This window comes from Sporosarcina sp. P34 (genome assembly GCF_002743375.1).
Lineage (GTDB): Bacteria > Bacillota > Bacilli > Bacillales_A > Planococcaceae > Sporosarcina.
Genome location: NZ_PDZC01000001.1, coordinates 37840 through 64245 on the forward strand (window position 1 = coordinate 37840; position 26406 = coordinate 64245).

Consider the following 26406-nt stretch of genomic DNA (forward strand, 5'->3'; position numbering starts at 1 on the left):
TAGTCAATTCAATGAAAATCATTGAATTGCATCCTTATTCTCTCTATGATAGAAAACGTAAGCAAAAGGAGAGTACAATGGATGCAAAAAAATAGACATGATGAAATCACATCGCGGCGAACGTTCGCGATTATTTCTCACCCCGATGCCGGTAAAACAACAATTACTGAAAAATTACTATATTTTGGCGGAGCGATTCGTGATGCCGGTACTGTTAAAGGAAAGAAATCAGGAAAGTTCGCTACGTCTGACTGGATGGAAATTGAAAAACAACGTGGAATATCTGTCACTTCTTCCGTTTTACAATTTGACTATGCAGGCAAACGTGTCAATATTTTGGATACACCCGGACACGAAGACTTCAGTGAAGATACGTATAGAACATTAATGGCAGTGGATGCTGCCGTCATGATGGTAGATTCAGCAAAAGGAATCGAGCCACAGACGATTAAATTATTTAAAGTTTGTAAAATGCGCGGAATCCCTATCTTCACATTCATTAATAAAATGGACCGCCAAGGTAAAGAGCCTTTGGAGCTAATGGAAGAATTAGAAGAAGTGTTGGAAATCCAATCTTATGCCATGAATTGGCCCATTGGGATGGGGAAAGAATTCCTAGGCATTTACGATCGCTTCAATGAACGTATAGAGCTAGCGCGTCCGAATGCAGATGAGGAACGTTTCCTTCCAATCGACGAAGACGGCGAGCTTGCAGTAGAACACTCCATGAAAGAGACTTCTTACTATAAACAAGCAGTAGAAGACGTCATGCTATTGAATGAAGCCGGGAACGACTTCGATGAAGAACGTATCGCTAAAGGCGATTTGACACCGGTATTCTTCGGTAGTGCGTTGACTAATTTTGGTGTTCAGACATTTTTAGAAACGTTTTTACAATTCGCACCTGAGCCTCAACCGAGGTTAACGAAAGATGCTGAATATGTAGATCCTGAGTCTGAAGTTTTTTCAGGCTTCATCTTTAAAATTCAGGCTAACATGAATCCTGCACATCGGGATCGTATTGCATTTGTTCGAATCGTTTCTGGTGAATTTGAGCGCGGCATGACGGTAACGGTTCCACGTCTATCTAAAAACTTCAAGTTAACGCAAACGACTCAATTCCTTGCAGATGACCGCGAAACTGTCAATCAGGCAGTAGCAGGCGATATTATTGGGTTATATGATACAGGTAACTACCAAATTGGTGACACGGTCATCAGTGGTAAAACGAACTTTCAATTTGAGGCGCTTCCACAATTTACTCCCGAGCTTTTCGTTAGAGTAAATGCCAAAAACGTCATGAAATCCAAACAGTTCCACAAAGGGATTTTACAGCTTGTGCAAGAAGGCGCTATACAGTATTACAAAACATTGCATACGGAAGAAGTCATTCTCGGTGCAGTGGGGCAGCTTCAATTCGAAGTTTTCGAACATCGCATGAGAGCGGAATACCATGTAGAAGTCCAAATGGAGTCAATGGGATCCAAAGTAGCACGCTGGATTGAAAACGAAGAAGATGTAAAAGAGACCATGGCAGGACAACGTGCATTACTCGTAAAAGATCGATATGATCACAAAGTGTTCTTGTTTGAAAATGATTTTGCGATGCGTTGGTTCCAAGATAAATACCCGGATATCAAACTGTATAACCAATTATAAAATATATGGCCCGGATGGATTCATTGTAATCCGTCCGGGTTATTTGTTAAAATTGTGAATAATTTTTGTGTGTTTTCGTTATGATTCGAGCAAATTTCGGTGAAAGTATGCTATTCAGGTGATATGGTGGAAAGATGAAAAGGTTTCTCCAGTTGGAGTGCTGATAAAAGAGAGGAATAGATCAATGAAGATTAGTAGTTTTTCGGTCAAACGACCCGTTTTTACGTTAGTCACTATGTTTCTTGTCATTATTTTAGGTGCAGTATCTTTCTTTAAAATTCCCGTTACATTGATTCCTGATCTAAATCCGCCGGTAGCGGTAGTGGTGACGAATTATCCAGGCGCTTCACCAACGGAAGTGAGTGAGAAAATTACTAAACCGTTAGAAGAGAGTTTATCGACAGCTCCCGGCTTAAAGTCCATGCAGTCTTCTTCACAAGAAGGAGCCAACTTAGTATTCTTACAATTTGACTGGGATTCTTCAATCGATGATGTCCAAATGGATATCCTCCAAAGAATTGATCAAGTAGAAGTACCTGATGGTGCTAATAAACCGCGTTTTATGAAGTTTGATCCCTCTCAATTCCCAGTCATCCAATTATCTTTACGCTCCGTCGATCAAGATACGAATATACGGAAGATTGCAGAAGAGCTAGAGAAAGAATTACGCCGTATTGAAGGTGTAGCCAGTGTCAACGTGTCAGGTAAAATCATTGAAGACGTTCAGGTTATTTTAGATCCTGATAAATTAAAAGAGTTTAATTTAATGCAATCCGATGTCGTGCAAGCAATACAAGCTAGTAATGTATCCATGCCAGGAGATCCGATTGATACGAGTGATGGAAGAAAGTTAACTACGAGAATCTTAAGCACCGTGCAAAATATCTCGGATGTTCGAGGTATCCAAATAGGTGCGAATCCTCGGACAGGTGACAAAATCCATGTTTCTGACGTGGCGGATGTCGCTTTGTTAGAGCCGGAAGTACAGACAGAAACACGAGCCAATGATGAGCAAGCTGTATTATTGTCTGTACTTCAAGAATCAGGAGCAAATACAGCAACTGTATCTAAAGAGTTTAAAAAATCATTGGATAAGTTGTTAGAGAAAGATGCGTACAAAGATATTGAGTCTGATGTTATATTTGACCAAGGGGACTATGTACAGATCGCCATTGGCAATATCGGTCAGTCATTAATTCTCGGTGGTTTGTTCGCTATGCTCGTATTATTTATCTTCTTACGTGGAATTAAGAGTCCCATCATCATTGGAGTAGCGATTCCCTATTCGGTTATTGTTACATTTGTTCTTATGTATTTCGCAGACTTCTCGTTAAATATTATGACACTCGGTGCGCTTGCTCTGGGGATTGGTATGCTAGTCGATAATGCCATTGTCGTAATAGAGAATATTGAGCGTCATTTAGCAATGGGGAAAACACCAACAGAAGCAGCGAAAGATGGGTCTAAGGAAGTGGGCGGAGCTATAACTGCGTCTACGTTAACTACGCTAGCTGTTTTTGTACCGATTATTTTCATTACGGGAATCATTGGTCAAATCTTCACAGAGTTTGCATTAACGATTTCATTTAGTCTATTTGCATCGTTAGTTGTTGCACTGACTGTCGTGCCTATGCTTGCGAGTCGTTTATTGAAAACACCTGATGAAGAAACACTCGAGAAAAAGAATCGTGTGAAGAAAAGTCAGAGATTCGAAAAGTCCGTCAAGTGGGCTTTGGGCCATCGTCTACTCGTGTTACTACTCACAACCGTTTTACTAGTAGGAAGCGTATTCGGAATTCTAAAAGTAGGTACGGAATTCCTACCTGCTACGGACGAAGGATCTTTCAGCGTCAATGTAAAGTTACCAAATGGTGCTTCACTTGATGCGACAAATGATGTAGTAAAACGCATTGAGGAAGAAATGAAGAAACAAGATGACGTAGAAGTGTATGTCAGTTTAGTCGGTGGAACTCAGCAAAGTATGGCCCAGGGTGGGTCAGAAAGTAATATGGCGGAAGTGTATGTAAAACTGATCCCACTAGAGGATCGTGACCGCTCTGTTTTTGAATTCGTAGACAAAGTCCAACCAGTCGTAGAAGATGAAGTCGGCGATGACGCAGAAATCAGTTTCAACATGCAGACTGCTGCTGGCTCAAGTCCAAATACTTTATCATTCTCCTTACATGATACGAATGAGGAACGGTTAGGAAAAGCAGTATCACAACTAGATGAGAAGTTACATGAGCTGGATACTGTAACTGACGTTAAAAATGATTTGGTGGATACGGTAGAGGAAATAAAAATTGAAGTGGATCGTGACAAAGCTTCAGATGTCGGATTGGCCCCATATCAAATAGCGCAAACGGTTAGTGACGTTACACGAGGTGTCTTTGCTTCACAAATCGTCTTTGAGAAAACTGGCGAAGTAGTTGGAGTGAACGTGGGCTATGATGAACGTTTCCGCAATAGTGTAGATAAATTAAAGGAATTGGAATTAAAAACACCGCTGGATACGTTTGTTAAATTGAAGGACATAGCGGATGTGGAAATCGCAGAAGGTCCTGCAACGATTGTACGTGTAGATCAAGCACATTCAGTTGCATTTACAGTGAAATATCTATCCAGTGAATCATTGGGAGATATGACGAAAAAGGTAAATGATATTGTAGATGACCTCGATCTGCCAAGTGAAGTGGAACTTTCATACGGGGGAGATCGCGAGTTATTTGAAAATGCGATTAACGATATGTTATTGGCGATTATACTGGCGGTCATATTGGTATATATCGTAATGGCTGCACAGTTCGAATCGTTTAAATATCCATTCGTTATTATGTTCTCTGTACCTCTTATGTTAATCGGTGTAGCCTTAGCGTTATTCTTCACGAATACACCAGTTAGTGTAACAGCAGTCATAGGTCTTCTCATATTAGTTGGGATTGTGGTCAACAACGGAATTGTGTTAGTTGATTACATCAATCAGCGTAAAGAAGCAGGACTTAGTTCGTATGACGCCATCATGTCGTCTGTACGTGACCGTGTGCGGCCAATCCTTATGACAGCCCTCACCACTATATTGGGCTTACTACCGTTAGCGCTAGGCCTCGGTGAAGGTTCTGAGTTGAACCAACCGATGGGGATTGCAGTAATTGGTGGATTGATCAGTTCCACGTTCTTGACATTGTATATTGTTCCAATCATTTATAGTTTATTGGATCGGGAGACGCGTCGAGGTAGGAATACGCCTAAGAGAGAACACGCCGTAACGGAAGATCAGCCTGTTAAGGTAACAGAAACTGTAACCGTAACAGTAACGGAAACTGTAACGGTTAGAGAAACCAAATAATGCACACTGCCGGCAGATGGAATGTTACATCTGCCGGCTTTTTTAATTATATTGAATAAATCATACCAAATAAAAGTATAGTGGTAGAAGTACACTATACAATCGAGAGTACCCACGCGATGCGTTTACATGTATTTCATAATCTTTATGCATAGTTAATTGAATAGCTCTACAGGCATCGCCTAAATCATTTGCAAATCAAAGTTATCATGTTATAATACTTTAACAGTATCCGATATCTTAATAACTTTTGACGCAATGTCAAGGGGGAGTAGCTATAGGGAAACCTATTTCATAATCGTCAATACGTGACCGCCACAATGGTCATCGGTTATGATAGCTGGATTTTGAACGTAAAATTCCAACTTAGCGAGACCTTTGCCTAATTTTTAGGTGAGGGTCTTTTTTATTTTGTAGAAAATAAGGAGGCATTATGTTGGATCCGATTTTATTAGAATATGCATGGGTACTCCTAGTATTAATTGTACTCGAGGGCCTATTAGCGACAGACAACGCGGTAGTAATGGCAGTAATGGTAAAACACTTACCAAAACTCCAACAAAAGAAAGCATTATTTTATGGTTTGCTAGGGGCATTCGTCTTTAGATTCACTGCACTATTTATGATTACATTTTTAGTGAAGTTCTGGGAGATACAAGCAATCGGTGCCATTTACTTATTGTTTATATCAGGTAAAAATATTTACGATAAAGTGACCCATAAGCCAGAAGGGCATCCGAATAAAAAACCTAAAAAACAATCCGGTTTCTGGATGACCGTGTTAAAAGTGGAACTTGCAGATATTGCGTTCGCTTTGGACTCTATGCTTGCAGCCGTGGCGCTTGCCGTAACATTGCCTGAGTTAGGTAACTTCCATATCGGTGGCATTAATGGCGGGCAGTTCGCTGTGATGTTGCTAGGCGGTATGATTGGTTTAGTTATGATTCGATTTGCAGCGAAACAATTTGTGGTCATGCTTGAAAAGTATCCAACATTGGAAACTGCAGCATTCTTAATTGTCGGATGGGTAGGTGTAAAGCTCGTTGTATTAACGCTGGCACACCCTGCGCTTCTCATTATTCCGGAAGCATTCCCACACTCTACAATGTGGAAAATGACATTCTGGGTTGTGTTATTAATCTTAGCTATCGGCGGATATTTACTGGCCGTTGCCAAATCAAAAGTGAAAGCTAACAGATAATACGAAAGCAGTCTCTTCCGTGTGAACGGAAGAGACTGCTTTTTTGTTGTCTCAGTTTAGAATTGTAGAAAGAGTGTAATGTTCTATATATAGCTATCTTTTCATCAAGGGATTTGATAAAGTAGGAAAATGAAGTTTCCGTTATGAAAGGAATTTGAAAAAGATGAGACTTTCCAGGGAAGTTTTTCATAAGTTTACTCCAGCACAGATTATCGCCTTCTACTACTTTTTGGCAATTGCATCTTCTTTTATCTTGTTAAACTTGCCGGGAGTCTATAAACCAGGAGTGAAGGTGGCCTTTATAGATAGTTTATTTACGGCTGTGAGCGCAGTGAGCGTGACAGGGTTGTCTTCTATTAGTATCGGAGAAACGTACTCTGTATTTGGCATTTGCATGATCATGCTCGTCCTTCAGCTCGGTGGTATTGGCATCATGTCGTTAGGAACATTTTTCTGGCTACTTGTAAAGAAAAGAATAGGCCTGAGAGAGCGACAACTGATTATGGTGGACACGAATCAGTACACATTACAAGGAGTCGTTCAATTAATACGTCAAATCATCCAAATTATCGTAGCCATTGAGATCATTGGTGGTGGTATTTTAACAGTATATATTTATCGTTCTTACAATTCATTTAGTGAAGCGTTGTTGAACGGCATGTTCATGGCGGTGTCTGCAACTACGAATGCGGGTTTTGACATTACGGGTTCATCGATGATACCGTATCATAATGATTATTTCGTGCAACTTATATTGATGATACTTATTATTTTAGGTGCTATTGGATTTCCAGTTCTGATTGAAGTGAAGAGCTTCTTTTCAAAAAAAGTGCCACATTTCCGCTTCTCCCTTTTTACGAAGATTACGACCGCAACATTCGGTTTTCTGTTACTTGCAGGTACAATCATTATTTGGGTGTTAGAGTCATTGCATTCATTCAAAGGAATGAGCTGGCATCAGCAATTTTTCACAGCGTTATTCCATTCAGTTTCTGCGCGATCAGCGGGTCTTGTGACGTATGACGTAACGCAATTCAGTGAAGCAACAGATATTATTGTCAGTGCGCTCATGTTCATTGGTGCTTCGCCTAGTTCAGTAGGTGGCGGTATCCGCACGACGACCTTTGCTATTGCGCTATTATTTCTCATTAACTTTGCGAAGGGGAATGACGTGATACATGTTTTTAAACGCCAAATTAAACTAATTGACGTATTCCGATCGTATGCAGTCATCCTCGTAGCGTGTTTTATGGTGTTAGCGGCATTATTGTTGTTATTACTTACGGAGCCAGGAATACCTGTCATCCCGTTGTTATTTGAAATCACATCCGCTTTCGGTACATGTGGTATGTCACTTGGTATTACAAGTGATTTATCAGTGTTCGGTAAACTGATCATTATGGTGCTCATGTTTATCGGTCGAGTAGGTTTGATATCGTTCATCTATACGATAGGTGGCAAATCGAATAAAACACCTTATCATTATCCACAAGAGCGTGTTATTATTGGTTAATATGAAAAGTAAAACCGCAGCAAGCGAATTTTCGCATGCTGCGGTTTTATTATGGATAAATGGTTTCTAGTACTTGTTCAGACAGATGGTAATGCTGTGCTTTTTCACCTGGTGTGTATTGGACAATCAGATAACCGGGATCTTTTATTACGGAAAGATCTTGTTTTAACTTAGCTGAGGTTTTTGTGATGAAAACTTGCTTTCGAATCGTTCGTTCAGTGTAACCCATTGAATCAAACGTCTCACCAAGCAAATGTGGGGAACGTAGGAGTAATTGATAGACCTCTTTTAACTCTTCTTCAGGCACGCCAGAATTCCACCAGATCTTTCTTGGCAAAAACTTTTGATGAAGTAAATAATCCATCTTCAATAGACTTTCTGCTATAGAAGTCTCGATTTTCAACACTTCTTCTAGGAAGCGTTCCAAGCGAGTGAATAAGTCTTCGAACTGATGACCGATTCGTGACCAACCTTGCTTCTCCCAAAATGCTCCGAATAACTGGAAGAAGTCAAATGGTGTATCGACCAATTCCGTGACAATATACTCCATAGAGTGTATGAATCGACCTGAATTCCAATATTTCTCGAGAATGTCTTCTGTTTGTTTAATCTTCAGCATATCATCAAAGGACAGGACATTATTTGATACAATTTCATAAGGGGCGATGTCGATGTAACGATAACCATATTGCTCTGCCTGGATACGTAAACCGGTTCCGCGTAGTAACTTCAAAAAGCCTAACTGTAATTCTTCTGGCCGTAAAGCAAACACTTCATTAAACGTATCACGGAAGGATGCATAATCTTCTTCAGGAAGTCCAGCAATCAAATCAAGGTGCTGAGCGATTTTTCCACCTTCTTTTACCATAGTGACCGTTCGCGATAATTTAGTGAAGTTTTGTCTTCTTTTAACCAATTCATTGGTAAGGTCATTGGTAGATTGAACACCAATTTCAAATCTAAACAGGCCTTTGGGTGCATTGTCATTTAAAAACTGAATTACTTCTGGTCGCATGATATCGCCTGTGATCTCGAATTGAAAGACAGTTCCAGGCACATGTTCATCTATAAGAAACTGGAACATTTCCATTGCATAACTTCTACTAATATTGAATGTACGATCGACAAATTTAATCGTTTTTGCGCCATGTTGCATCAAGTAGCGAATGTCTTCTTTAATGGCCTCTCGATTAAAATATCGAACACCCACTTCGATTGAAGATAGGCAGAATTGACAAGAGAACGGACAGCCGCGACTTGTTTCGATATACATTACACGATTTGTGAGATGCGGAATATCCTCCGGAAAACGAAAAGGGGAGGGCAGTTCCCGAAGATCTAATTTAGGACCTGGTGCTGTAATCTTTAATTTTCCTTCTGTACGATATGCAATACCTTGTACAGAAGAAAGATCAGTTTGTCCATCGACTGCTCGAAGTATATCCTTGAACGTCTTTTCGCCTTCTCCTATCGCAATAATATCGATTTCCGGTACTCTCTTTAACCACTGATCATAGTCATACGTTACTTCAGGTCCACCACAAACTATTACGGTTTTAGGACTTGTCAATTTCAGCATACGAATTACTTTTATAGTTTCTTCTATATTCCAAATATATACACTGAAGCCAACGACGTCTGGGGAATGTTGATATAGCTCCGAAACGATTGAAAGTGTAGGATCATGAATAGTAAATTCGGCTAGTTCACAATGGAATTCAGGTGCGGCGTAAGCTTTTAAGTAGCGAATGGCGATATTGGTATGTATATATTTAGCGTTTAATGTAGATAAAATGATGCTCATGACAAAACTCCTAATCTTTAAATAATATAAGTAAATGAAAAAAACAAAATAGACTATCAGCCTATGTGAACAAGTTTGTCATTATGGCATAATAAGATTCTATCAGAATTTACTTCCAAGTAAGAAAGATATTACAAGCAAGTGATGGGTAGTTGTTATTTTGTGAAGGGGGTATTGCTCCAGTGTTAAAAACACTAAATCTTAATCGTCATCTAGAAAGTTCACTTTTTAAGATCTTTTTGGATGAAGAAGGCGAAATACTTGATATGACGGAAGCTGTTAAATTATTAATGCCTAAAGATTTTATACCACACCATATATCTGAAATCTTTGACCATAGTTTGTTGGAAGAAATAGAAAAGCGATTGTTTCTGTTGAAAACAGAAACGATAGCCGATCAAACTGTATTGACTGGTCATCTAATTATGCCAAATGACAATCGTGAACCCTGTCATATTATATACCAACAATTTAGCGGTAGGGCCCTTTTAACAATAAAAATAGGTGAACAAAATCATAAATTGCATCAACTGTATGAAAGCGCTTATTTAACGGCGACTATGCCAATGGCGTTAGTAAATGAATCGGGTTATATTATTTCCACGAATGACCTATTTTCAGAAATATACCCAGACCAAACTACTGGTGAACTGTTACATCTACAAGATCTTTTTAATGTAATGGTTCCTACTTCCCCGTTTTCTTTTGAAGAATATATCTTAAGAGTACTGACACAAGAATCATCGACAGTGAAAATGTCTTACACATCCAATGGAATACAGCGTTTCCAAGAGGTTAGTTTGAAACTGGATTGTAAAACACAAATGTTCATCTTACGCATTGAAGATATTACTGAACGAGAACGTCTATTTGAGCAACTAGCTCACTCCGATCAATTAAGCACGACTGGAGAAATTGCTGCAAGCATTGCACATGAAGTACGCAATCCGATGACGACATTACAAGGGTTTCTCCAACTACTGGAACACGAAGTAACCGGTAATGCACAAATGTATGTAAACGTCATTCAAGATGAAGTCAAACGTATGAACGAAATGCTCGCGCTATCAAAACCAACTGTTGACGAAATCACAGTTTTTTCATTATCCGTTTTAATAGAAGACGTACTTATATTGCTTCGCCCTAAAGCATTGTTGGATCAAATTCATTTAGTGAATGAATTTAAAGCTACCGGGTCATTACTAATTAAGGCCAATCCTAACCGTATTAAACAAGTATTCATTAATCTTCTTAAAAATGCAATGGAAGCGATGAGTACAAATGATACGTTGTCTGTCTTGATAAGCGAAGGTGATCAGCAGAATGTAGATATCTTTATATCCGACACAGGGAGTGGAATGGAAAAAGAGATGCTTGAAAATTTATTCATGCCATTTATTACTAACAAACCGGGAGGAACCGGTTTAGGACTTCCATTTGTTAAGAAAACCGTTCACGAGTACGGTGGATCTATATCCGTTACTAGTGAGGTCGGCAAAGGAACGGTTTTCCATTTATCATTTCCACAAATTTTCGTATCATGATCAGAATGATTGAAAGTCCATATAAAAAGGCCAATCCTATAAGGATAGGCCTTTTCTATATGGATATATCACTTGATTGTAGCTGCCATGTCCTTAAAGTCTGTTATATGTTCGTTGTCTTCTTGAGCGTAAATGGTTACACGAATTAATTTGTCTTCACGTTCGATGACATAGCCTGTAAAATATCCTTCAGGAGAATCTACTACTGCTCCTTTAACAGAAAGAATATCATCAGCTTGTGGTAGATCTGTTTGCTCTGTTATCTCAACAGGTGTTCCACTGTCACTTGAAGCCGTCAACAATTCTTCCATATTTTCATAGAGTTCATCAAAAGTATAGCTTTCATCGTCTTTAGGCATAGTTTCGATTCGCATGAATATTTCGCCGTCTTCTTCCAGATATAGACTATCTCTGCCTGGTTCTTCACTTGTAAGTTTATATCCAGGGAGTACCTTCATCGAGTAATCTTGTTCATCGCTTGTTGTTTCCACAGCATTTTTCATTACATTGTCGCCTGTTCCTACTTCAGTGTCTGTTTCATTTTCTGCCCCATTCTCGGAAGAAGTGCTATCTTCCACATCCGTTACGGGAGCAGCAGGTTCTTCGATAGCATTACCTGTTGTATCCTTTTCCGGGTCTGCATTCGAAGTTCCGCATGCAGCAAGCAAGATCGAGGCTGTCAGTGAAGTGAAAATAATACGCCATTTGTTGTTCATATGGTACCACTCCTTCTAAAACTATTCTATTCTATTGGACGGATCACAGCGAGGAATGTTTCCTTCTTGCGAACTGCTACTCAAAATGATATAACGTTTATGATTGATGACTGTTTTCTCCTGCATGACCGATTCATCGAAGTCTTCCATATACGTTAAGTTTACAATTACAGAGTTTTCGTTCACCTTTTCCACAATTCCTTGTAAGCCTTCCTTGAATTCTATAATATCACCTATTTCTGCAATCGTCATTCTACCCATCCTTTCTTCAATCTTCTTGTACTTTAAGCAAAACAATGAATCATACTATTGGGAATTCCTTTATAGTTTGCCTTATAATCTTCAAAACGTAAAGTCTTATTTCTAGAAATCGAGAAAATATACATATGTAAATAATGTCGCAAAATGTCGATACTATTTCGGTTTAATAAAATTAAATTGTTGGTATATTAAAGAATAGAGTAATTAGAGACGGAAGGTGTGCAACTAGTGCATAATTGCAATGTAGAAATTGAACGTGTGAGAAAACAACTAATCCAAGTCGCGGAAAAATATGGTATTAACGATGAGAATACCATTGAACTTAGTCGTAAATTAGATGTATTGATTAATGAATTCAACGAGAAAAAAGAAACACAATTACCTTGAATTTTTACCAAATTGAATGTTTAACGTAAAGTAAAAGTGGGAACAATATAAATGAACACAGCAACATTCTCATTTCCCCCTTTTGTGGACCAATCTTGTATTGGTCCTCTTTTTTTATGTCTGCTCAATTGTAAAAATATTTAAACTTCTGTACGATAGACATAAACATAGATCATGAGGAGTGGGAATATGCAAAAAGAAAAAATTTCATTTATTGGTACAGGTGTTATGGGTTCTAGTATCATTAAGCATTTGCTTAACGCATCTTATGAAGTAACCGTATACACTAGAACGAAAACAAAAGCCGAACCATTGGTGGCTTTAGGAGCTAAATGGGCCGATCACGTGGCAGAAGCTATTAAAGATGCGGACATTATTTTCACGATGATTGGCATGCCAGCCGACGTGGAGGAAGTGTATTTTTCCCGTCAAGGGATATTTGCAAACAGTCGCCCTTCTCAGACGGTAGTGGATATGACAACTTCAAGCCCAGAGCTAGCTGTTGCCATTGCAGAAAAAGCGGCATCACTACAAATGAATGCACTTGATGCACCTGTATCTGGTGGAGATATAGGCGCACGAAATGGTACTCTTTCTATTATGTGTGGGGGTCAAAAAGATGTATTTGAGAAGTTATTGCCAGTTATGTCCGTTTTCGGCAAACAAATTGTCTATCAAGGACAAGCGGGAGCTGGGCAACACGCCAAAATGTGCAACCAAATTACTGTCGCTGGAAATATGATAGGAGCATGTGAAGCGATTGCATACGCTATGAAGTCAGGTCTTGATCCGGACACCATGTTACAATCCGTCACTTCAGGTGCAGCGAATTCCTTTAGTTTATCGGATCTGGGCCCCCGAATGATTAACGAGAATTATGAACCGGGGTTTTATGTAAAACATTTTGTAAAGGATCTAAATATTGCCTTACAGGAAACAGAAAGAATGAATCTGAAATTGCCAGGATTACAGCTAGCGCGCGATATGTATACGGAATTACTCGCTAAAGGTTATGGGGAAAAAGGAACACAAGTATTGATTAAAATGTATACAGAGTGAAATATAAGCAAATCATAGGAGCTACTTTATATATGTCATATAAAGAATCCAAACGAACAAATTGCGAATAATTTATTGAATGGTAAGCACGCATACTTACTCACTAATTGCACATGCTCTTTCATATAGTATGTGCGAAAAGGAGGGAGTTATGATGTGGGATATTTGGTTGTGGCCTATGGTGTTTGTAACCGTCATTATGCTAGGGATCGGTATAGCTGGAGTAGGAAAAATGAGTCGTGCATTCCAGTTAAATGAAAAAGATCGTATACCGAATATTGTAGCGAAGCATCCATTTACAATGAATCCATTACTATGGATTATCATTGTCGCTTCAGCTTTTATCTTTGTCATTATTTTTTATTACTGGGCCTCTTTCTATTAAAGAAAGAGGTTTTTTGTTTTGTGAATCCGCTTTCTTTTTAGGTGAGAGATGGATTTTTGTGGTATGATGGATGGGAAGCAGTGAACGGACATTTAGGTAAATGTATGTAGATGAAGAACAGAAGGAGCGATCACCTATGGTTTCTATAAACAATAAAGATTTTCTTACCGCACCCATCGTAGACCAAATTATATCTTCGGAAAAAGTTGCCCACGTACAAATTGGCAATAACGCAGAGCATGCGCTACTTGTTTTGACGAAGACTGGCTATTCTGCAATCCCTGTACTGGATAACCAGTATCATTTGAAAGGGCTCCTTGGGATTGGGATGATTACAGATTCCATTTTGGGCATGGAACGCATTGAATATGAAAGATTAGAAGATATAAAAGTAGATGAAATTATGGATACAAATCTACCAACGATTCGGGTCAATGACCGGTTTCAACGAGCTGTCGATCTATTGATTAATCATCCATTTCTCTGTGTTACAGAAGAGGATGGAACATTTGCAGGTATTATTACACGACGTGTGATTATGAAAGAGTTCAAAAAATATATTTACAATGTATAATGTATTAATGTAGATAAAGCAGTGAAGCGAATATATTGATAAAATATAAAAGGGCTCCGATAAAGGGGTCTTTTTCTAATAGATGGAGTTGAAATAGCTGTGCGTAAAGAAACTAATCGGCCCTTTGTACTTGCTGCTGTTATGCTCGCTATGTTTGTGGGAGCAGTTGAAGCGACTATTGTTACCACTGCTATGCCAACGATTGCTTCCGAATTAGGTGGATTTTCACGATATAGTTGGATTTTCTCATCTTATTTATTAATGAGTACCGTGACGGTCTTGATTTATGGAAAGTTAGCCGATTTATACGGTCGAAAACCGATTTTTTTTATAGGCTTAACCATTTTTTTAATTGGTTCCATACTTTGTGGATTTGCTACCACTATGGAGCAATTAATTGTCTATCGTCTCATACAAGGTTTGGGAGCAGGAGCTGTTATGCCAATTGCGACGACAATCATTGGCGATATTTATTCAACAGAAGAACGGGCAAAAATACAGGGATATTTGTCGAGTGTATGGGGCGTTTCTGCAGTTTCGGGCCCAGTCATTGGCGGATTGCTTGTACAGTACATAAGCTGGCAATACATATTTTGGGTGAACGTACCTCTCGGACTACTTTCAATGGGTGTCATTTATTTCTTTTTATACGAACCAAAAGAAACACAAAAAGCTTCTGTTGATTACAAAGGTGCTTTTTTCCTAACATCTGCTTTGGCGACCATCTTAATTTGGCTAGTTGAGGGAGGTCAAGGATTTGGCCGTCTATCAGCTTTCGGCATCGCATTAATCATCATTTCAGGCGTTTCATTTTGGTTGTTTTTTAGACAAGAAAAGTTGGCGAAAGATCCACTTATATCTTTTGGCATTTGGAAAAATCCCGTTATTTTATATGCGAATCTCGTCTCATTGACTACTGGAGTTATTTTAATAGGGGTTTCTTCTTATTTACCTACTTATGTATCCGGAGTCATGGAACAACCAGCAATCATTGCAGGTTTCACATTAACAGCCATGTCAATTGGTTGGCCTTTAGCTTCCTCGTTGGCAGGTCACTTACTCATACGATTCGGTCCATTTCTCGTATCATTTGCAGGTGGTGTGTCCCTTGTGATTGGCGCAATGATGTTTGTCTTCATGAACGCGACGCTAGGGCCGGTATGGGCAGGATGTTCAAGTTTCTTCATAGGTGTCGGAATGGGGCTGACCAATACATCCTTTATTGTGACGATTCAAGGAGCTGTGCCGCGCGTACAAAGAGGCTCGGCTACCGCAGCTAATATGTTCATGAAGAATTTTGGCAATACGATTGGTGCGTCTGTGTTTGGTGCAATTTTGAACGCTACACTCATTACCTATTTTGCCAAAGAAAAATTGCCCTACACGATTGATGATGTGAATACATTGTTAACCGAAGATGGTCGTTCGATGATTGCATCACAAGAGCTTATCAGTTTACAAAATGGTTTGGATAGTTCCTTGCATGGGGTGTATATTGCAATTGCCCTATTTGCAGTCATCAGCTTATTGTTGATTTTACGAATTCCACGAGGGAAGGTGCAAGATCATGTCGACAATTGAGATGGATATCATCAAAGCTTTGGCTGAAGAAGGAAATATGCGTAAAGCGTCAGAGCGCCTTCATTTGTCTCAGCCTGCTTTGTCACAGCGCCTCCAGACGATTGAAAAAGAATGGGGCATGCAGCTGTTCATACGTTCGCAAAAAGGCTTGGAACCGACACCAGCGGGCGAACACGTCATCAGCTATGCGAAGGAAGCATTGGCGAAGAAAGATGAGACGATGGAATTGATTGCCTCACTCGAAGATAAAGTACATGGAACATTGAAGATTGCCTGTGCCTCTATAATCGGTCAAACTTGGTTGCCTCAAGTATTGAAAGACTATGTAGCACTTTACCCCGACGCTAAAATTTCATTGATGACTGGATGGAGTTCAGAAATTTCCAAAGCGTTGTACGAAGGGGAAGCGCATATTGGTATTGTCAGAGGACAAACAGACTGGAAAAGTAATCGCGTCTATTTATTTCGAGATCAGCTCTATCTAGTGGATTCTGAAATCTCTACAATTGATGAATTAAAAGACACGGACCGTCACTTCATTCAGTATAAAAGTGATTCAAACTATTACATGGAAATCCAGCGCTGGTGGAATAAGCACTTCAATCAAAATCCGAGCCGGCAAATCGTAGTGGATCAAATTGAAATGTGCAAGCAACTCGCTTTGAAAGGTATAGGTTATGCCATACTGCCTTCTATCACATTGTCAGGCGATGAAAAAGTCAATCTAATCCCATTGCTCAACAGCGAAGAAGAATTTGAGCTGACACGTGATACATGGCTGATTGGCTATAGTTCTACTTTTGAATTGAAGCAAGTGAAGGCATTTGTAGATATCGTGCAGGAGTATGCGGAGTTATTAAGAAAAGGTAAATAAAAAGAACTTCCATTCAGTGTGGAAGTTCTTTAAATGAAGACAAACTCTAGAAGTACTAGGGTTTGTCTTCATTTTTACTATGCTAAAAAGTTTCCGATTACTACGACTATCACGACCTGTGTCATGGAGTCCTCGCAGATTCTATGAGTGACTTGTTGTTTCTCGCCCAATATAAAGCGAGAATAAAGCAAAGTAAGAGAATGATTGTACCGACTATATAGGGAGATTCCATATTCCAGTCGAATATGTATCCAGCCGTGGCTGGACCAATCATGTTTCCTAGACTCATATAAGCATTCATCATACCGGCTGCGTAACCTTGTTCTTTACCGGCGAGTTTCGAAACTAAGGTGTTGACTGCTGGTCGCAACAATGAAGTGGCGGTTGAAAAGATCGTTGACACTAAGAGAATAGTGAAGAATGTATTCACAAATATAATGCCTAACATTGCGAAAGCAGCTAAGACTAAATTGACTAAAATAATACGCATTTCGCCAAAACGTTTGAACAAACGATCGATGACAAATGTTTGGATGATGACACCTACAAATCCGCCAACTGTAATAATGACAGCGATTTGAGCAGGTGTATAGTTATACTTATGATCGACATATAACGAAATGGTGGATTGGAAATTAGCCAATCCGAATGAAAATACAAACATGACAATTAGCATAATGAAATAAGAAGTTTGTGTAGATCTTCGCATTTGTTGGAAGATGTTTTCATTCATTGTGATTCCTTGCAGTATAGGCTTAGGGTTCGGTAGAAGCAATAAGGACACGATCGCTGCTAAAATAGACGCGGATGCAGCGAAATAAAAAGGGGAATATAAGCTGATTTTAGATAAAAATCCGCCAATTCCAGGACCAATCATAAAACCTAAAGACATCGAAGCGCCAAGTAATCCCATTCCGCGACCGCGGGTTTCAGGAGATGTAATATCCGCCACAAATGCCATAGTAGGCGGAATAATAAAAGCGGCACCTAAGCCGGAAAAGAATCGTGCGAGATAGAGCATCCATAGCTCCGTTGATATACTGAAAGCTAATTGAGAAAGTCCGTAGATAATTAAGCCGAAAATAATAATGCTTTTTCTGCCATATTTGTCTGAAAGATTTCCTGCAATCGGAGAGAAGATAAATTGTGCAAATGAGAACATGGCAATCAATAGGCCGAGTGCGCGTCCTGCGACTCCGAAAGTACCTAAGAATTCAGGCATAATGGGGATGATCAAGCCGACACCAGCCATTGCGATGAACATGTTGAACATTAAAATATAAAGTGCGATTTTTGTAGGTATTTTGTTCATTCGGCAGCTCGCTTTCTAAAAACTTTTTACTAATCGTATCATAAATAAATTGGCAATGTCTGTCTCGTGCTTGCTATAGGGTTTTATGACGAGAAGGCAGAAAAAAACGACTCCTTTTAGAAAAGAGTCGATGGTACAATTAATCTTCTTTCTTCATTTCATCTAGCACACGATTTACGCGTTTTTCTAGCATTTTCATACCACTTCCGCCAGCTTGGAAATGGCGTAATTGACCATCTTTGTCAAAGACGTAGTAGGAAGGGACATATTGGTTTTCAAATGCATCGTTTAACTTCAATTCGCTATCAACGAAAATAGGTTGTGTAATATCATGCTCAGCTGCTACTTCCTTGATTTGTTCCAAATCGACATCGTCTTCTGAACGAGGCATATGGACGGCTACCACATTTAGTTCCTCTTTGTATTGATCTCTGAAATTGTTTACATCCGGCATCGCTTCTTTGCACATGTGACAACTTACAGACCAGAAGTGGATCAGTGTCGGTTTTTCTCCAACAAGTTCTGATTTAGAAGTTTCACCATTCAACCAAGTAGTAGCACCTTGAAGTTCAGGCATTTGCTCACGTAATTTCATCAAGAATTCCTCCTAGCTAAGTGGGTGTATATAGTATGTGATAAAAAAATCCCCACGATTAGTGTAACGCGTGGGGATGGTTGTCCAAAAATTAAAGAGTTTTTTGACCTGGACGCCAGTTTGCTGGGCAAAGACCGCCAGTTTGTAGTGCCTGTAGTACACGAAGAGTCTCGTCCACGTCACGACCGATGTTGTTATGGAATACTGTCTGATACTGAAGTTCGCCTTCAGGGTTGATGATATAAAGGCCGCGTAATGCAATACCTTCTTCTTCGATCAATACACCGTAGTCGCGTGAAACAGAGTGGTTAGTATCTGCTGCTAGTGGATATTTTAGTTGTTCAAGACCATTGTCTTTACGATCAGTGTTGATCCAAGCAAGGTGAGTGTGGATAGTATCAGTAGAAACCCCGATTACTTCTGCATCCAAGTCTTCGAACTCATCGTAACGATCCGACATTGCAGTGATTTCTGTTGGACATACAAAAGTGAAGTCCATTGGATAGAAGAAAAGAACTGTCCATTTGTCGTTCTTCATGTTTTCTTGTAAACTAACTTTACCGAAAGATTTGTCAGCTAGTACTGCTTCCATTGTGAAATCTGGAGCTTGTTTACCTACCATACGCTCAGCCATTATATATAACCTCCAATTAGTCTTTTGTACAACAACATGACTGTCTTGCACAATTATAATTAGAATAACAAAAATTCATATAAAATTCAATTAGAATGACTCGAAGATAATAATAGTTATTATAAAGAGCGATACACTTCATATATTTAGGATTTGAGCATCTGATTACTCAAAGTCTTGTTTACAGTCAGAAGGTTTTACTGGGCGTGTTTGACATGTTTTACAATTAGGATCACAAATCATTTCTCGCCATTCATTGCAACCTTTACAGTAACGTGCGTCAAATTCATCGCTATAATGTAATGGCTCCATGCACTCTACGCAATGAGAGGCCATCTCTTTCCATGTTCGGATTTTTTTATTGTTTACTAGAAAAATTCCTTCTAGATGATTTTCTCTTGTTGCGGGTTCGTTTTTTCGATTCCGCTTGGCATCAGAGTCCAGATAAAAAAATAAATGGTCTTCCAACTGAATCCCTCCTCAATATATGGTTTTATTCTACTATGTCCTCTGCGAAAAAACAATAATCATGACTATTTTCCTGTAGGCTGTTTTCTGATTCTACTTATACTAGACAGTTGATTTCACCAACATTTTGTGTATAATGAGTGAGTTTACAACTGTTCATTCATTACAAGAAATAATATGTTTATGCAAGGAGGAAACGTATTGACTACTAACCCAATTATTCGTTTTGAGAATGTTACAAAACGTTATAATGAATCTACAACTGTTCTCGATCGTGTTTCGTTTGAAATGGAACGCGGTAAGTTTTATACATTACTTGGACCTTCAGGCTGTGGAAAAACGACTATTTTACGTTTGATTGCCGGATTTACGGAAGCGACAGATGGGGGAATCTTCTTTAATGGAAAGAAGATCAACTCCGTACCCGCAAATGAGCGCCAAGTGAACACGGTATTTCAAGATTACGCATTGTTTCCTCATTTGAATGTGTATGAAAATGTTGCATTCGGTTTACGCATAAAAAAAGTGAATAAGAATGAAGTGGATCGCCGAGTTAAAGAAGCCTTGAAGTTCGTAAATCTAGATGGGTATGAAACCCGTGAAATTACTGAAATGTCGGGTGGGCAGCGTCAACGCGTGGCTATTGCTAGAGCGATCATCAATGATCCTGAAGTGATTTTACTGGACGAGCCATTGTCGGCGCTAGATTTGAAATTACGTTCTGAAATGCAATATGAATTGCGGGAGCTCCAGCAGCGTCTAGGAAAAACGTTTGTTTTTGTTACGCATGACCAGGAAGAAGCACTTGCGATGTCCGATGAAATATTCGTCATGAATAATGGAGAAATTCAACAGTCGGGGACACCAATAGATATTTACGATGAGCCTATCAATCGTTTTGTGGCAGACTTTATTGGTGAATCGAATATAGTAACGGGAAGAATCATTGAAGATTATCTGGTAGAATTTACCGGTAAACAATTTCCGTGTGTAGATGGGGGTTTCTATCCCAATGAAAAAGTTGATATCGTCATTCGTCCTGAGGATTTGGAAATGACGACCGTTGAAAAGGGGAAATTAAGTGTCACTGTAGATACGCAATTATTCCGGGGTGTACACTATGAACTGTCAACGTACGATTCTGATGGGAATGAGTGGCTAGTCCATTCAACGAAACCAGCGGATGTAGGCACGTTAATCGGTTTAGATTTTGAACCAGCAGACATTCATGTTATGCGTTTGAATGAATCTGAAGCGGACTTTGATGCACGTTTGGAATCGTTTGGAGTGGCGGAAGATGAGGAGTAAAAATCCGTTACGTTTTATATATGCCACGCCGTATGCAGTCTGGTTAGTATTATTTGTGCTAGCACCGATTGCCGTCATTGTGTATTACTCATTTTTTGATTTATCAGGCCATTTAACGTTGGCTAACTATCGAAACTTCTTTTCATCGATCTATTTCAAATTAACGATAAGTTCGTTTTGGTATGCATTTCTTATAACTTTTTTTGCTTTATTGATATCCTATCCGACAGCCTACTTTTTAACGAAGACAAGGCATAAGCAGTTGTGGTTGTTACTCATTATCATACCTTCATGGATTAATCTGTTGTTAAAGACTTATGCATTTATCGGATTAATGGGCGTTTATGGGCCGATTAATGCCTTTTTGGAGGCTGTCGGGATAGGCAGTCAGCAAATTTTATTCACTGATTTCAGTTTCGTGTTTGTTTCCGTGTATATATTTATTCCATTTATGATATTGCCAATTTTTAATGCTTTGGATAAAATCAATCCTACTTTATTGGATGCATCGAAAGATTTAGGAGCGAATGCATGGGTGACATTTAAACGGGTGATTTGGCCAATGACTACGGATGGTGTGAAATCAGGTATACAAGTTGTGTTCATACCGGCACTCTCCCTATTTATGATTACCCGTTTAATTGCCGGCAATAAAGTAATTACACTTGGTACCGCAATCGAGCAACAATTCCTCGTTACACAAAACTGGGGAATGGGCTCTACGATTGCTGTCTTTCTCATCATCTTCATGTTCTTAATTATGATACTGACTTCGGGTAAAAAGGGGGGCATCATTAAATGAAGAAACTGGGAATTTTGCCGAGAGTTTATTTGGCAGCAGTCTTTGTAATTTTATATGCACCTATTTTTTATCTCATATACTACTCCTTTAATTCGGGAGATGGAATGTCGCATTTCGAATCATTCACTTTGGATCACTACCAAGCGGTATTTCAAGATACGCGACTTCTAATTATTGTCTTAAATACTGTCATTATCGCATTATTATCGGCCCTACTGTCGACAACAATCGGTGTGATTGGTGCGCTCATGATTTACTTCATGAAAAATAAATCTGCGCGTCAAGCGGTATTGTCGCTGAATAATATATTGATTGTCAGTCCAGATGTAATTATCGGTGCATCTTTCCTAATATTATTCACGCTGATCGGTGTGAAATTGGGCTTTGCTTCGGTGCTAATTTCTCATATCGCTTTTAGTATACCGATCGTCGTCATTATGGTACTGCCCAAATTGCTAGAGATGAGTACGACGTTAATCGATGCAGCACGGGATTTAGGCGCTTCACGTAAAGACATACTTACACGTGTTATATTGCCCTATATTAAGCCAGGGATTTTCGCAGGGTTCTTTCTTGCGTTAACCTATTCATTAGATGATTTTGCTGTTACATTTTTCGTGACAGGAAATGGATTTTCTACACTGTCCGTAGAAATTTATTCTATGGCACGCACGGGAATCACGTTGACTATCAATGCGCTATCCGGATTGATCTTCTTAATAACAATCATTCTGGTGCTTGGTTATTATATAATTGGCAATAAAGCAAAATCACCTCAGGGGGTGAAAAAATGAAAGGATTAATGAGTAGTGCGTTTGTGATCCTACTCGTTTCGGGACTCTTGATGTTCGCTAATTATCAGCTTGAGCATAAGGCGGGGCGTGCAGGTAAAGACACGATTACAGTATACAACTGGGGAGAATATATCGACCCAGATCTTCTGAAGCAATTTGAAGAAAAAGAAGGCATCAAAGTGATTTATGAGACGTTTGATTCGAATGAAGGAATGATGGGGAAAATTGAACAAGGGGGAACTGCTTACGATGTAACCGTTCCGTCCGAATATGCGGTGCAGATGATGGAAGAGAAGAATCTTTTACTGCCACTCGATTTCTCAAAAATCCCGAACGTTCAACATATCGATCCATATTTCATGAATTTGCCGTTTGATCCAAACAATCACTATTCGATTCCATATTTCTGGGGAACTGTGGGTATCGCATATAATGCATCCTTATTGGAAGGTCAGACGTTTGAGAGTTGGGAGAGTTTATGGGATGCATCATTGCGGCAGAAGCTCATTTTGGTCGATAGTGCGCGAGAAGTGATGGGAGTATCATTAAATTCACTTGGCTACTCATTGAATTCCACTAGTTTGCAGGAACTAAAAGAGGCAACAGACAAGCTAGAAACGATGGGTCCGAACGTTAAAGCGGTTATAGGCGATGAAGTCACGCAACTGATGATCAATAACGAAGCGTCCGTGGCGTTGACTTGGTCTGGTCAGGCGGCAGATATGATTTCCGAGAACGACGACATTAATTATATCGTGCCGAACGAAGGTTCAAACTTATGGTTTGATAATATTGTCATCCCAAAAACCTCGACCAATGTTGAAGGTGCGTATAAATTTATTAATTTCATGCTTGATCCTGAAGTGGCAGCGCAAAACGCAGAATACGTGGGCTATTCCACGCCAAATACCGCAGCTTTGTCCTTTATGGATGACGAGATTACAGGTGATGAAAGATTTTATCCTGATGAAGAGGCAAGGAAAAACCTTGAAGTGTATGAAAATTTAGGTTTAGAAACACTTGGAGTGTATAATGAGTTATTCCTGAAATTTAAAATGGGATTGCGGTAAGGTATGTGACTATTCTCAATGGCGAGGAGTAATGAGATGAAAAAGGAATTTGTAGTAATTGGCTTAGGTCGTTTTGGTGGTAGTATCGTTAAAGAACTTATTGAACTGGAAGCCGATGTTATGGCGATCGATAAGTCACAAGAACGCGTGGAAGAATTTGCGAATATTGCTACACAAGCTGTGGCTGTCGATACGACCGATGAAGCAGCATTGCGTTCGTTAGGCATACGAAATTTCGAACATGTTGTAATCGCAATCGGAGAAAACATTCAGGCGAGCATTTTGACTACGTTGATTTTGAAGGAAATCGGCGTACAGCGAATTACTGTGAAAGCCCAAAATGACTACCACGAAAAAGTGTTGCGGAAAATCGGAGCGGATCAAGTTGTTCACCCTGAGCGAGATATGGGAAAGCGCATTGCGAATAACTTGGTTTCAAATAATATTCTAGATTATCTAGAGTTATCCGATGAATACTCCATCGTGGAGATTCAAGCAAATAATCACATTGCAGGCTCTTCGCTTATAGATTTGGATATCCGTGCCAAGTATGGTGTGAATATTGTAGCGATCAAGCGTGGAACGCATATACTGGTCTCTCCGCAAGCGATTGAGCAAATAGAAGTGAATGATGTGTTGATTGTGATCGGTTCTGATCTGGATATTCATCGATTTGAACGGAAGGCATTGCATTAAGCGTGAGTGGGGGATTGCGCCGTTGTTCCGCCCCAAAGACCCATTATTTGACGGACTAAACTAAATAAAAAACTGAAGGCATACTCCTTAATTATAGGAGTTACCTTCAGTCTGGAGCAAGTGCTAATGTGCACTTGCTTTTTTGTATGCTTTTTAGAGTTCCATAATGACAGGAAGGATCATCGGTTTACGTTTCGTTTTTTCGTATAAATATGGAACGAGTGTATCAATGATATCGCCCTTTAGGTTGTTGACGGAATCAGGTTTAGCCGCCAGTTTGCGCTGTAATGTTTTCGAAAGCATATATTGTGCTTCATTGATCATAGCGCCTGATTCACGCATATAGACGAAACCACGTGAGATCAGGTCGGGACCAGATACTAACCGGTTCTTTTTGGTGTCGATGGTTGCTACAACGATGACTAGACCATCTTCAGAAAGAATTCGTCTGTCGCGTAGTACAACGTTACCAATATCCCCAATACCGCTTCCATCGATGTATACATCGCCTGAAGGTACACGTCCGGCAAGTCTTGCTGTCGAGTCAGTCAGTGCGAGTACATCACCATTGCCCATAATGAAAATGTTATCAGGTTCAACATCGCAGTCTATAGCAAGTTGGGAGTGCATATTCATCATGCGGTATTCACCGTGGATTGGCATGAAGTATTTAGGTTTGATTAAACGTAACATCAGCTTTTGCTCTTCCTGTGACCCGTGACCGGATGTGTGGATGTTGTTTAATGGACCGTGAATAACTTCTGCACCTGCACGGAACAATGAATTAATCGCTTTGTTGACACTTAGCGTATTACCTGGAATAGGTGAAGATGAGAAAATAACGGTATCACCAGGTTGGATTTGAACTTGTCTATGTGTACCGTTTGCGATACGTGAGAGTGCAGCCATCGGTTCACCTTGGCTACCCGTACATAAAATCATCACTTTGTTAGCTGGAAGTCGATTGAGTGATTGAGCGTCTACGAATAAATCTTTCGGAGCATCAATATAACCAAGTTCGCGACCAATCGTGATGGCGTTATCCATACTACGACCGAAGACAGCGATTTTCCGACCGAAAATCTGTGCTGATTCGATCACTTGTTGTAATCTATGGATATTTGAAGCGAATGTAGCGAAAATAATCCGACCGTCTACAGTACGGAAAATATCATTTAAGCTTTCTCCAACTTTACGTTCAGACATCGTGAAGTTCGGTACTTCTGCATTTGTACTGTCTGATAACAAACAAAGTACACCTTCACTACCGATTTTGGCCATCTTATGCAAGTTAGCAGGTTCACCGACAGGCGTAAAGTCGAACTTAAAGTCACCTGTATGAACGATGTTTCCGGAAGGAGTTTTCACCACTACTCCGAATGCATCAGGAATACTGTGCGTAGTTCTGAAGAATGATACGGCAGTTTTACGAAATTTGATAAAATCATCTTCTTCAATTTCATGAATTTCCGTAGTGCGCAACAAACCGTGTTCTTCCAACTTGTTGCGAAGTAAACCAATTGCTAGTTTACCGCCGTAGACGGGAACGTTCACTTTACGTAATAGATAGGGAATTCCACCGATATGGTCTTCGTGACCATGTGTGATGAAAAGGCCTTTAATCTTATCGATATTGCGTTCGAGGTATGTGTAATCTGGAATTACATAGTCAATACCAAGCAATTCATCTTCAGGAAACTTAATTCCGGCATCGATAATGATGATTTCATCTTGGAATTGTACACAATACGTATTTTTACCGATTTCACCTAGTCCGCCTAGGGCGAAAACGGCTGTTTCATTGTTTTTAATAGATTTCATTG

At 39.6% G+C, this 26406-nt stretch carries 24 protein-coding genes; 16 read left to right on the top strand and 8 right to left on the bottom strand.

Annotated features, from left to right (window positions below; genetic code table 11):
- Positions 1-81: 81 nt before the first annotated feature.
- The 4 genes from CSV63_RS00205 (at position 82) to CSV63_RS00220 (ending at position 7719) form a co-directional block, all read left to right on the top strand.
- Entirely contained in the window at positions 82-1659 is a 1578-nt protein-coding gene (locus tag CSV63_RS00205; protein WP_099694030.1) for a peptide chain release factor 3, read from the top strand.
- Between the two features lie 184 nt (positions 1660-1843).
- A complete protein-coding gene (locus CSV63_RS00210) occupies positions 1844-5005 on the top strand; it encodes an efflux RND transporter permease subunit (RefSeq protein WP_099694031.1) in 3162 nt (1053 codons plus the stop codon).
- 436 nt (positions 5006-5441) lie between these two features.
- The gene (locus tag CSV63_RS00215) at positions 5442-6206 is read left to right on the top strand and encodes a TerC family protein (RefSeq protein WP_099694619.1); all 765 of its coding nucleotides are present in this window, start codon (positions 5442-5444) and stop codon (positions 6204-6206) included.
- Positions 6207-6369: 163 nt separating this feature from the next.
- Positions 6370-7719, top strand: coding sequence for a TrkH family potassium uptake protein (locus CSV63_RS00220; RefSeq protein WP_099694032.1), 1350 nt, complete (start codon positions 6370-6372; stop codon positions 7717-7719).
- Between the two features lie 49 nt (positions 7720-7768).
- Here the strand turns inward: CSV63_RS00220 and CSV63_RS00225 are convergent, their stop codons facing one another.
- Entirely contained in the window at positions 7769-9523 is a 1755-nt protein-coding gene (locus CSV63_RS00225; RefSeq protein ID WP_099694033.1) for a B12-binding domain-containing radical SAM protein, read from the bottom strand.
- A 182-nt stretch (positions 9524-9705) separates the two neighbouring features.
- Here CSV63_RS00225 and CSV63_RS00230 point away from each other — a divergent pair, with 182 nt between their 5' ends.
- The gene (locus tag CSV63_RS00230; RefSeq protein WP_099694034.1) at positions 9706-11067 is read left to right on the top strand and encodes an ATP-binding protein; all 1362 of its coding nucleotides are present in this window, start codon (positions 9706-9708) and stop codon (positions 11065-11067) included.
- A gap of 68 nt (positions 11068-11135) precedes the next feature.
- Here the strand turns inward: CSV63_RS00230 and CSV63_RS00235 are convergent, their stop codons facing one another.
- Together CSV63_RS00235 and CSV63_RS00240 are read right to left on the bottom strand one after the other, a co-directional pair.
- A complete protein-coding gene (locus CSV63_RS00235) occupies positions 11136-11783 on the bottom strand; it encodes a hypothetical protein (protein ID WP_099694035.1) in 648 nt (215 codons plus the stop codon).
- A 21-nt stretch (positions 11784-11804) separates the two neighbouring features.
- The gene (locus tag CSV63_RS00240; protein WP_099694036.1) at positions 11805-12035 is read right to left on the bottom strand and encodes a YkvS family protein; all 231 of its coding nucleotides are present in this window, start codon (positions 12033-12035) and stop codon (positions 11805-11807) included.
- Between the two features lie 237 nt (positions 12036-12272).
- On the opposite strand from CSV63_RS00240, the gene CSV63_RS00245 reads away from it, so the two are divergent.
- The 6 genes from CSV63_RS00245 to CSV63_RS00270 all read left to right on the top strand — a co-directional run bounded on the left by CSV63_RS00245 (position 12273) and on the right by CSV63_RS00270 (position 16904).
- On the top strand, positions 12273-12431 hold the full coding sequence (locus tag CSV63_RS00245; protein ID WP_099694037.1) for an aspartyl-phosphate phosphatase Spo0E family protein: 159 nt from the start codon (positions 12273-12275) through the stop codon (positions 12429-12431).
- Positions 12432-12620: 189 nt separating this feature from the next.
- Complete coding sequence (locus tag CSV63_RS00250) at positions 12621-13490, top strand: NAD(P)-dependent oxidoreductase (RefSeq protein ID WP_099694038.1); 870 nt, start codon at positions 12621-12623, stop codon at positions 13488-13490.
- Positions 13491-13644: 154 nt separating this feature from the next.
- On the top strand, positions 13645-13875 hold the full coding sequence (locus CSV63_RS00255; RefSeq protein ID WP_099694039.1) for a hypothetical protein: 231 nt from the start codon (positions 13645-13647) through the stop codon (positions 13873-13875).
- Between the two features lie 136 nt (positions 13876-14011).
- Positions 14012-14449 (top strand): cyclic-di-AMP-binding protein CbpB, encoded by a 438-nt coding sequence (gene cbpB, locus CSV63_RS00260; protein ID WP_099694040.1) that lies wholly within the window; start codon positions 14012-14014, stop codon positions 14447-14449.
- Positions 14450-14590: 141 nt separating this feature from the next.
- The gene (locus tag CSV63_RS00265; protein ID WP_199203590.1) at positions 14591-16030 is read left to right on the top strand and encodes an MDR family MFS transporter; all 1440 of its coding nucleotides are present in this window, start codon (positions 14591-14593) and stop codon (positions 16028-16030) included.
- On the top strand, positions 16017-16904 hold the full coding sequence (locus tag CSV63_RS00270) for a transcriptional regulator CcpC (protein WP_099694042.1): 888 nt from the start codon (positions 16017-16019) through the stop codon (positions 16902-16904). Before CSV63_RS00265 ends, CSV63_RS00270 begins: the two co-directional genes overlap by 14 nt.
- A gap of 121 nt (positions 16905-17025) precedes the next feature.
- On the opposite strand, the gene CSV63_RS00275 is transcribed toward CSV63_RS00270, so the two are convergent.
- The 4 genes from CSV63_RS00275 to CSV63_RS00290 all read right to left on the bottom strand — a co-directional run bounded on the left by CSV63_RS00275 (position 17026) and on the right by CSV63_RS00290 (position 19913).
- The gene (locus CSV63_RS00275) at positions 17026-18216 is read right to left on the bottom strand and encodes an MFS transporter (protein ID WP_099694043.1); all 1191 of its coding nucleotides are present in this window, start codon (positions 18214-18216) and stop codon (positions 17026-17028) included.
- A 139-nt stretch (positions 18217-18355) separates the two neighbouring features.
- On the bottom strand, positions 18356-18811 hold the full coding sequence (locus CSV63_RS00280; protein WP_099635694.1) for a TlpA family protein disulfide reductase: 456 nt from the start codon (positions 18809-18811) through the stop codon (positions 18356-18358).
- A gap of 91 nt (positions 18812-18902) precedes the next feature.
- Positions 18903-19445 carry a peroxiredoxin gene (locus tag CSV63_RS00285; protein WP_099632383.1) on the bottom strand — a complete coding sequence of 181 codons (543 nt, stop codon included), beginning with the start codon at positions 19443-19445 and terminating at the stop codon, positions 18903-18905.
- A gap of 165 nt (positions 19446-19610) precedes the next feature.
- Positions 19611-19913, bottom strand: a complete 303-nt coding sequence (locus CSV63_RS00290; protein WP_099635693.1) for a hypothetical protein — start codon at positions 19911-19913, stop codon at positions 19611-19613.
- Between the two features lie 201 nt (positions 19914-20114).
- Here CSV63_RS00290 and CSV63_RS00295 point away from each other — a divergent pair, with 201 nt between their 5' ends.
- Genes CSV63_RS00295 through CSV63_RS00315 form a run of 5 tightly spaced genes read left to right on the top strand, consistent with a single transcriptional unit; the run spans position 20115 to position 24583 of the window.
- On the top strand, positions 20115-21221 hold the full coding sequence (locus CSV63_RS00295) for an ABC transporter ATP-binding protein (RefSeq protein ID WP_199175222.1): 1107 nt from the start codon (positions 20115-20117) through the stop codon (positions 21219-21221).
- Positions 21211-22023 (top strand): ABC transporter permease, encoded by an 813-nt coding sequence (locus CSV63_RS00300; protein WP_099635691.1) that lies wholly within the window; start codon positions 21211-21213, stop codon positions 22021-22023. The genes CSV63_RS00295 and CSV63_RS00300 overlap by 11 nt, the downstream gene beginning before the upstream one ends.
- A complete protein-coding gene (locus tag CSV63_RS00305) occupies positions 22020-22817 on the top strand; it encodes an ABC transporter permease (RefSeq protein ID WP_099694044.1) in 798 nt (265 codons plus the stop codon). Before CSV63_RS00300 ends, CSV63_RS00305 begins: the two co-directional genes overlap by 4 nt.
- Complete coding sequence (locus CSV63_RS00310; RefSeq protein WP_099694045.1) at positions 22814-23887, top strand: ABC transporter substrate-binding protein; 1074 nt, start codon at positions 22814-22816, stop codon at positions 23885-23887. The genes CSV63_RS00305 and CSV63_RS00310 overlap by 4 nt, the downstream gene beginning before the upstream one ends.
- Before the next feature lie 36 nt (positions 23888-23923).
- A complete protein-coding gene (locus tag CSV63_RS00315; RefSeq protein WP_085428510.1) occupies positions 23924-24583 on the top strand; it encodes a potassium channel family protein in 660 nt (219 codons plus the stop codon).
- A 153-nt stretch (positions 24584-24736) separates the two neighbouring features.
- On the opposite strand, the gene rnjA is transcribed toward CSV63_RS00315, so the two are convergent.
- Positions 24737-26404 (bottom strand): ribonuclease J1, encoded by a 1668-nt coding sequence (gene rnjA / locus CSV63_RS00320; RefSeq protein ID WP_099671891.1) that lies wholly within the window; start codon positions 26402-26404, stop codon positions 24737-24739.
- Positions 26405-26406 lie beyond the last annotated feature (2 nt).

Excerpts from the sequence above, each read along its gene's own strand:
- CSV63_RS00205 (WP_099694030.1), top strand. The coding sequence starts at position 82 with ATGCAAAAAAATAGACATGATGAAATCACATCGCGGCGAACGTTCGCG.
- CSV63_RS00210 (WP_099694031.1), top strand. The coding sequence starts at position 1,844 with ATGAAGATTAGTAGTTTTTCGGTCAAACGACCCGTTTTTACGTTAGTC.
- CSV63_RS00220 (WP_099694032.1), top strand. The coding sequence starts at position 6,370 with ATGAGACTTTCCAGGGAAGTTTTTCATAAGTTTACTCCAGCACAGATT.
- CSV63_RS00225 (WP_099694033.1), bottom strand. The coding sequence starts at position 9,523 with ATGAGCATCATTTTATCTACATTAAACGCTAAATATATACATACCAAT.
- CSV63_RS00235 (WP_099694035.1), bottom strand. The coding sequence starts at position 11,783 with ATGAACAACAAATGGCGTATTATTTTCACTTCACTGACAGCCTCGATC.
- CSV63_RS00240 (WP_099694036.1), bottom strand. The coding sequence starts at position 12,035 with ATGACGATTGCAGAAATAGGTGATATTATAGAATTCAAGGAAGGCTTA.
- CSV63_RS00250 (WP_099694038.1), top strand. The coding sequence starts at position 12,621 with ATGCAAAAAGAAAAAATTTCATTTATTGGTACAGGTGTTATGGGTTCT.
- CSV63_RS00255 (WP_099694039.1), top strand. The coding sequence starts at position 13,645 with ATGTGGGATATTTGGTTGTGGCCTATGGTGTTTGTAACCGTCATTATG.
- cbpB (WP_099694040.1), top strand. The coding sequence starts at position 14,012 with ATGGTTTCTATAAACAATAAAGATTTTCTTACCGCACCCATCGTAGAC.
- CSV63_RS00265 (WP_199203590.1), top strand. The coding sequence starts at position 14,591 with ATGCTCGCTATGTTTGTGGGAGCAGTTGAAGCGACTATTGTTACCACT.
- CSV63_RS00270 (WP_099694042.1), top strand. The coding sequence starts at position 16,017 with ATGTCGACAATTGAGATGGATATCATCAAAGCTTTGGCTGAAGAAGGA.
- CSV63_RS00275 (WP_099694043.1), bottom strand. The coding sequence starts at position 18,216 with ATGAACAAAATACCTACAAAAATCGCACTTTATATTTTAATGTTCAAC.
- CSV63_RS00280 (WP_099635694.1), bottom strand. The coding sequence starts at position 18,811 with ATGAAATTACGTGAGCAAATGCCTGAACTTCAAGGTGCTACTACTTGG.
- CSV63_RS00285 (WP_099632383.1), bottom strand. The coding sequence starts at position 19,445 with ATGGCTGAGCGTATGGTAGGTAAACAAGCTCCAGATTTCACAATGGAA.
- CSV63_RS00300 (WP_099635691.1), top strand. The coding sequence starts at position 21,211 with ATGAGGAGTAAAAATCCGTTACGTTTTATATATGCCACGCCGTATGCA.
- CSV63_RS00305 (WP_099694044.1), top strand. The coding sequence starts at position 22,020 with ATGAAGAAACTGGGAATTTTGCCGAGAGTTTATTTGGCAGCAGTCTTT.
- CSV63_RS00310 (WP_099694045.1), top strand. The coding sequence starts at position 22,814 with ATGAAAGGATTAATGAGTAGTGCGTTTGTGATCCTACTCGTTTCGGGA.
- CSV63_RS00315 (WP_085428510.1), top strand. The coding sequence starts at position 23,924 with ATGAAAAAGGAATTTGTAGTAATTGGCTTAGGTCGTTTTGGTGGTAGT.
- rnjA (WP_099671891.1), bottom strand. The coding sequence starts at position 26,404 with ATGAAATCTATTAAAAACAATGAAACAGCCGTTTTCGCCCTAGGCGGA.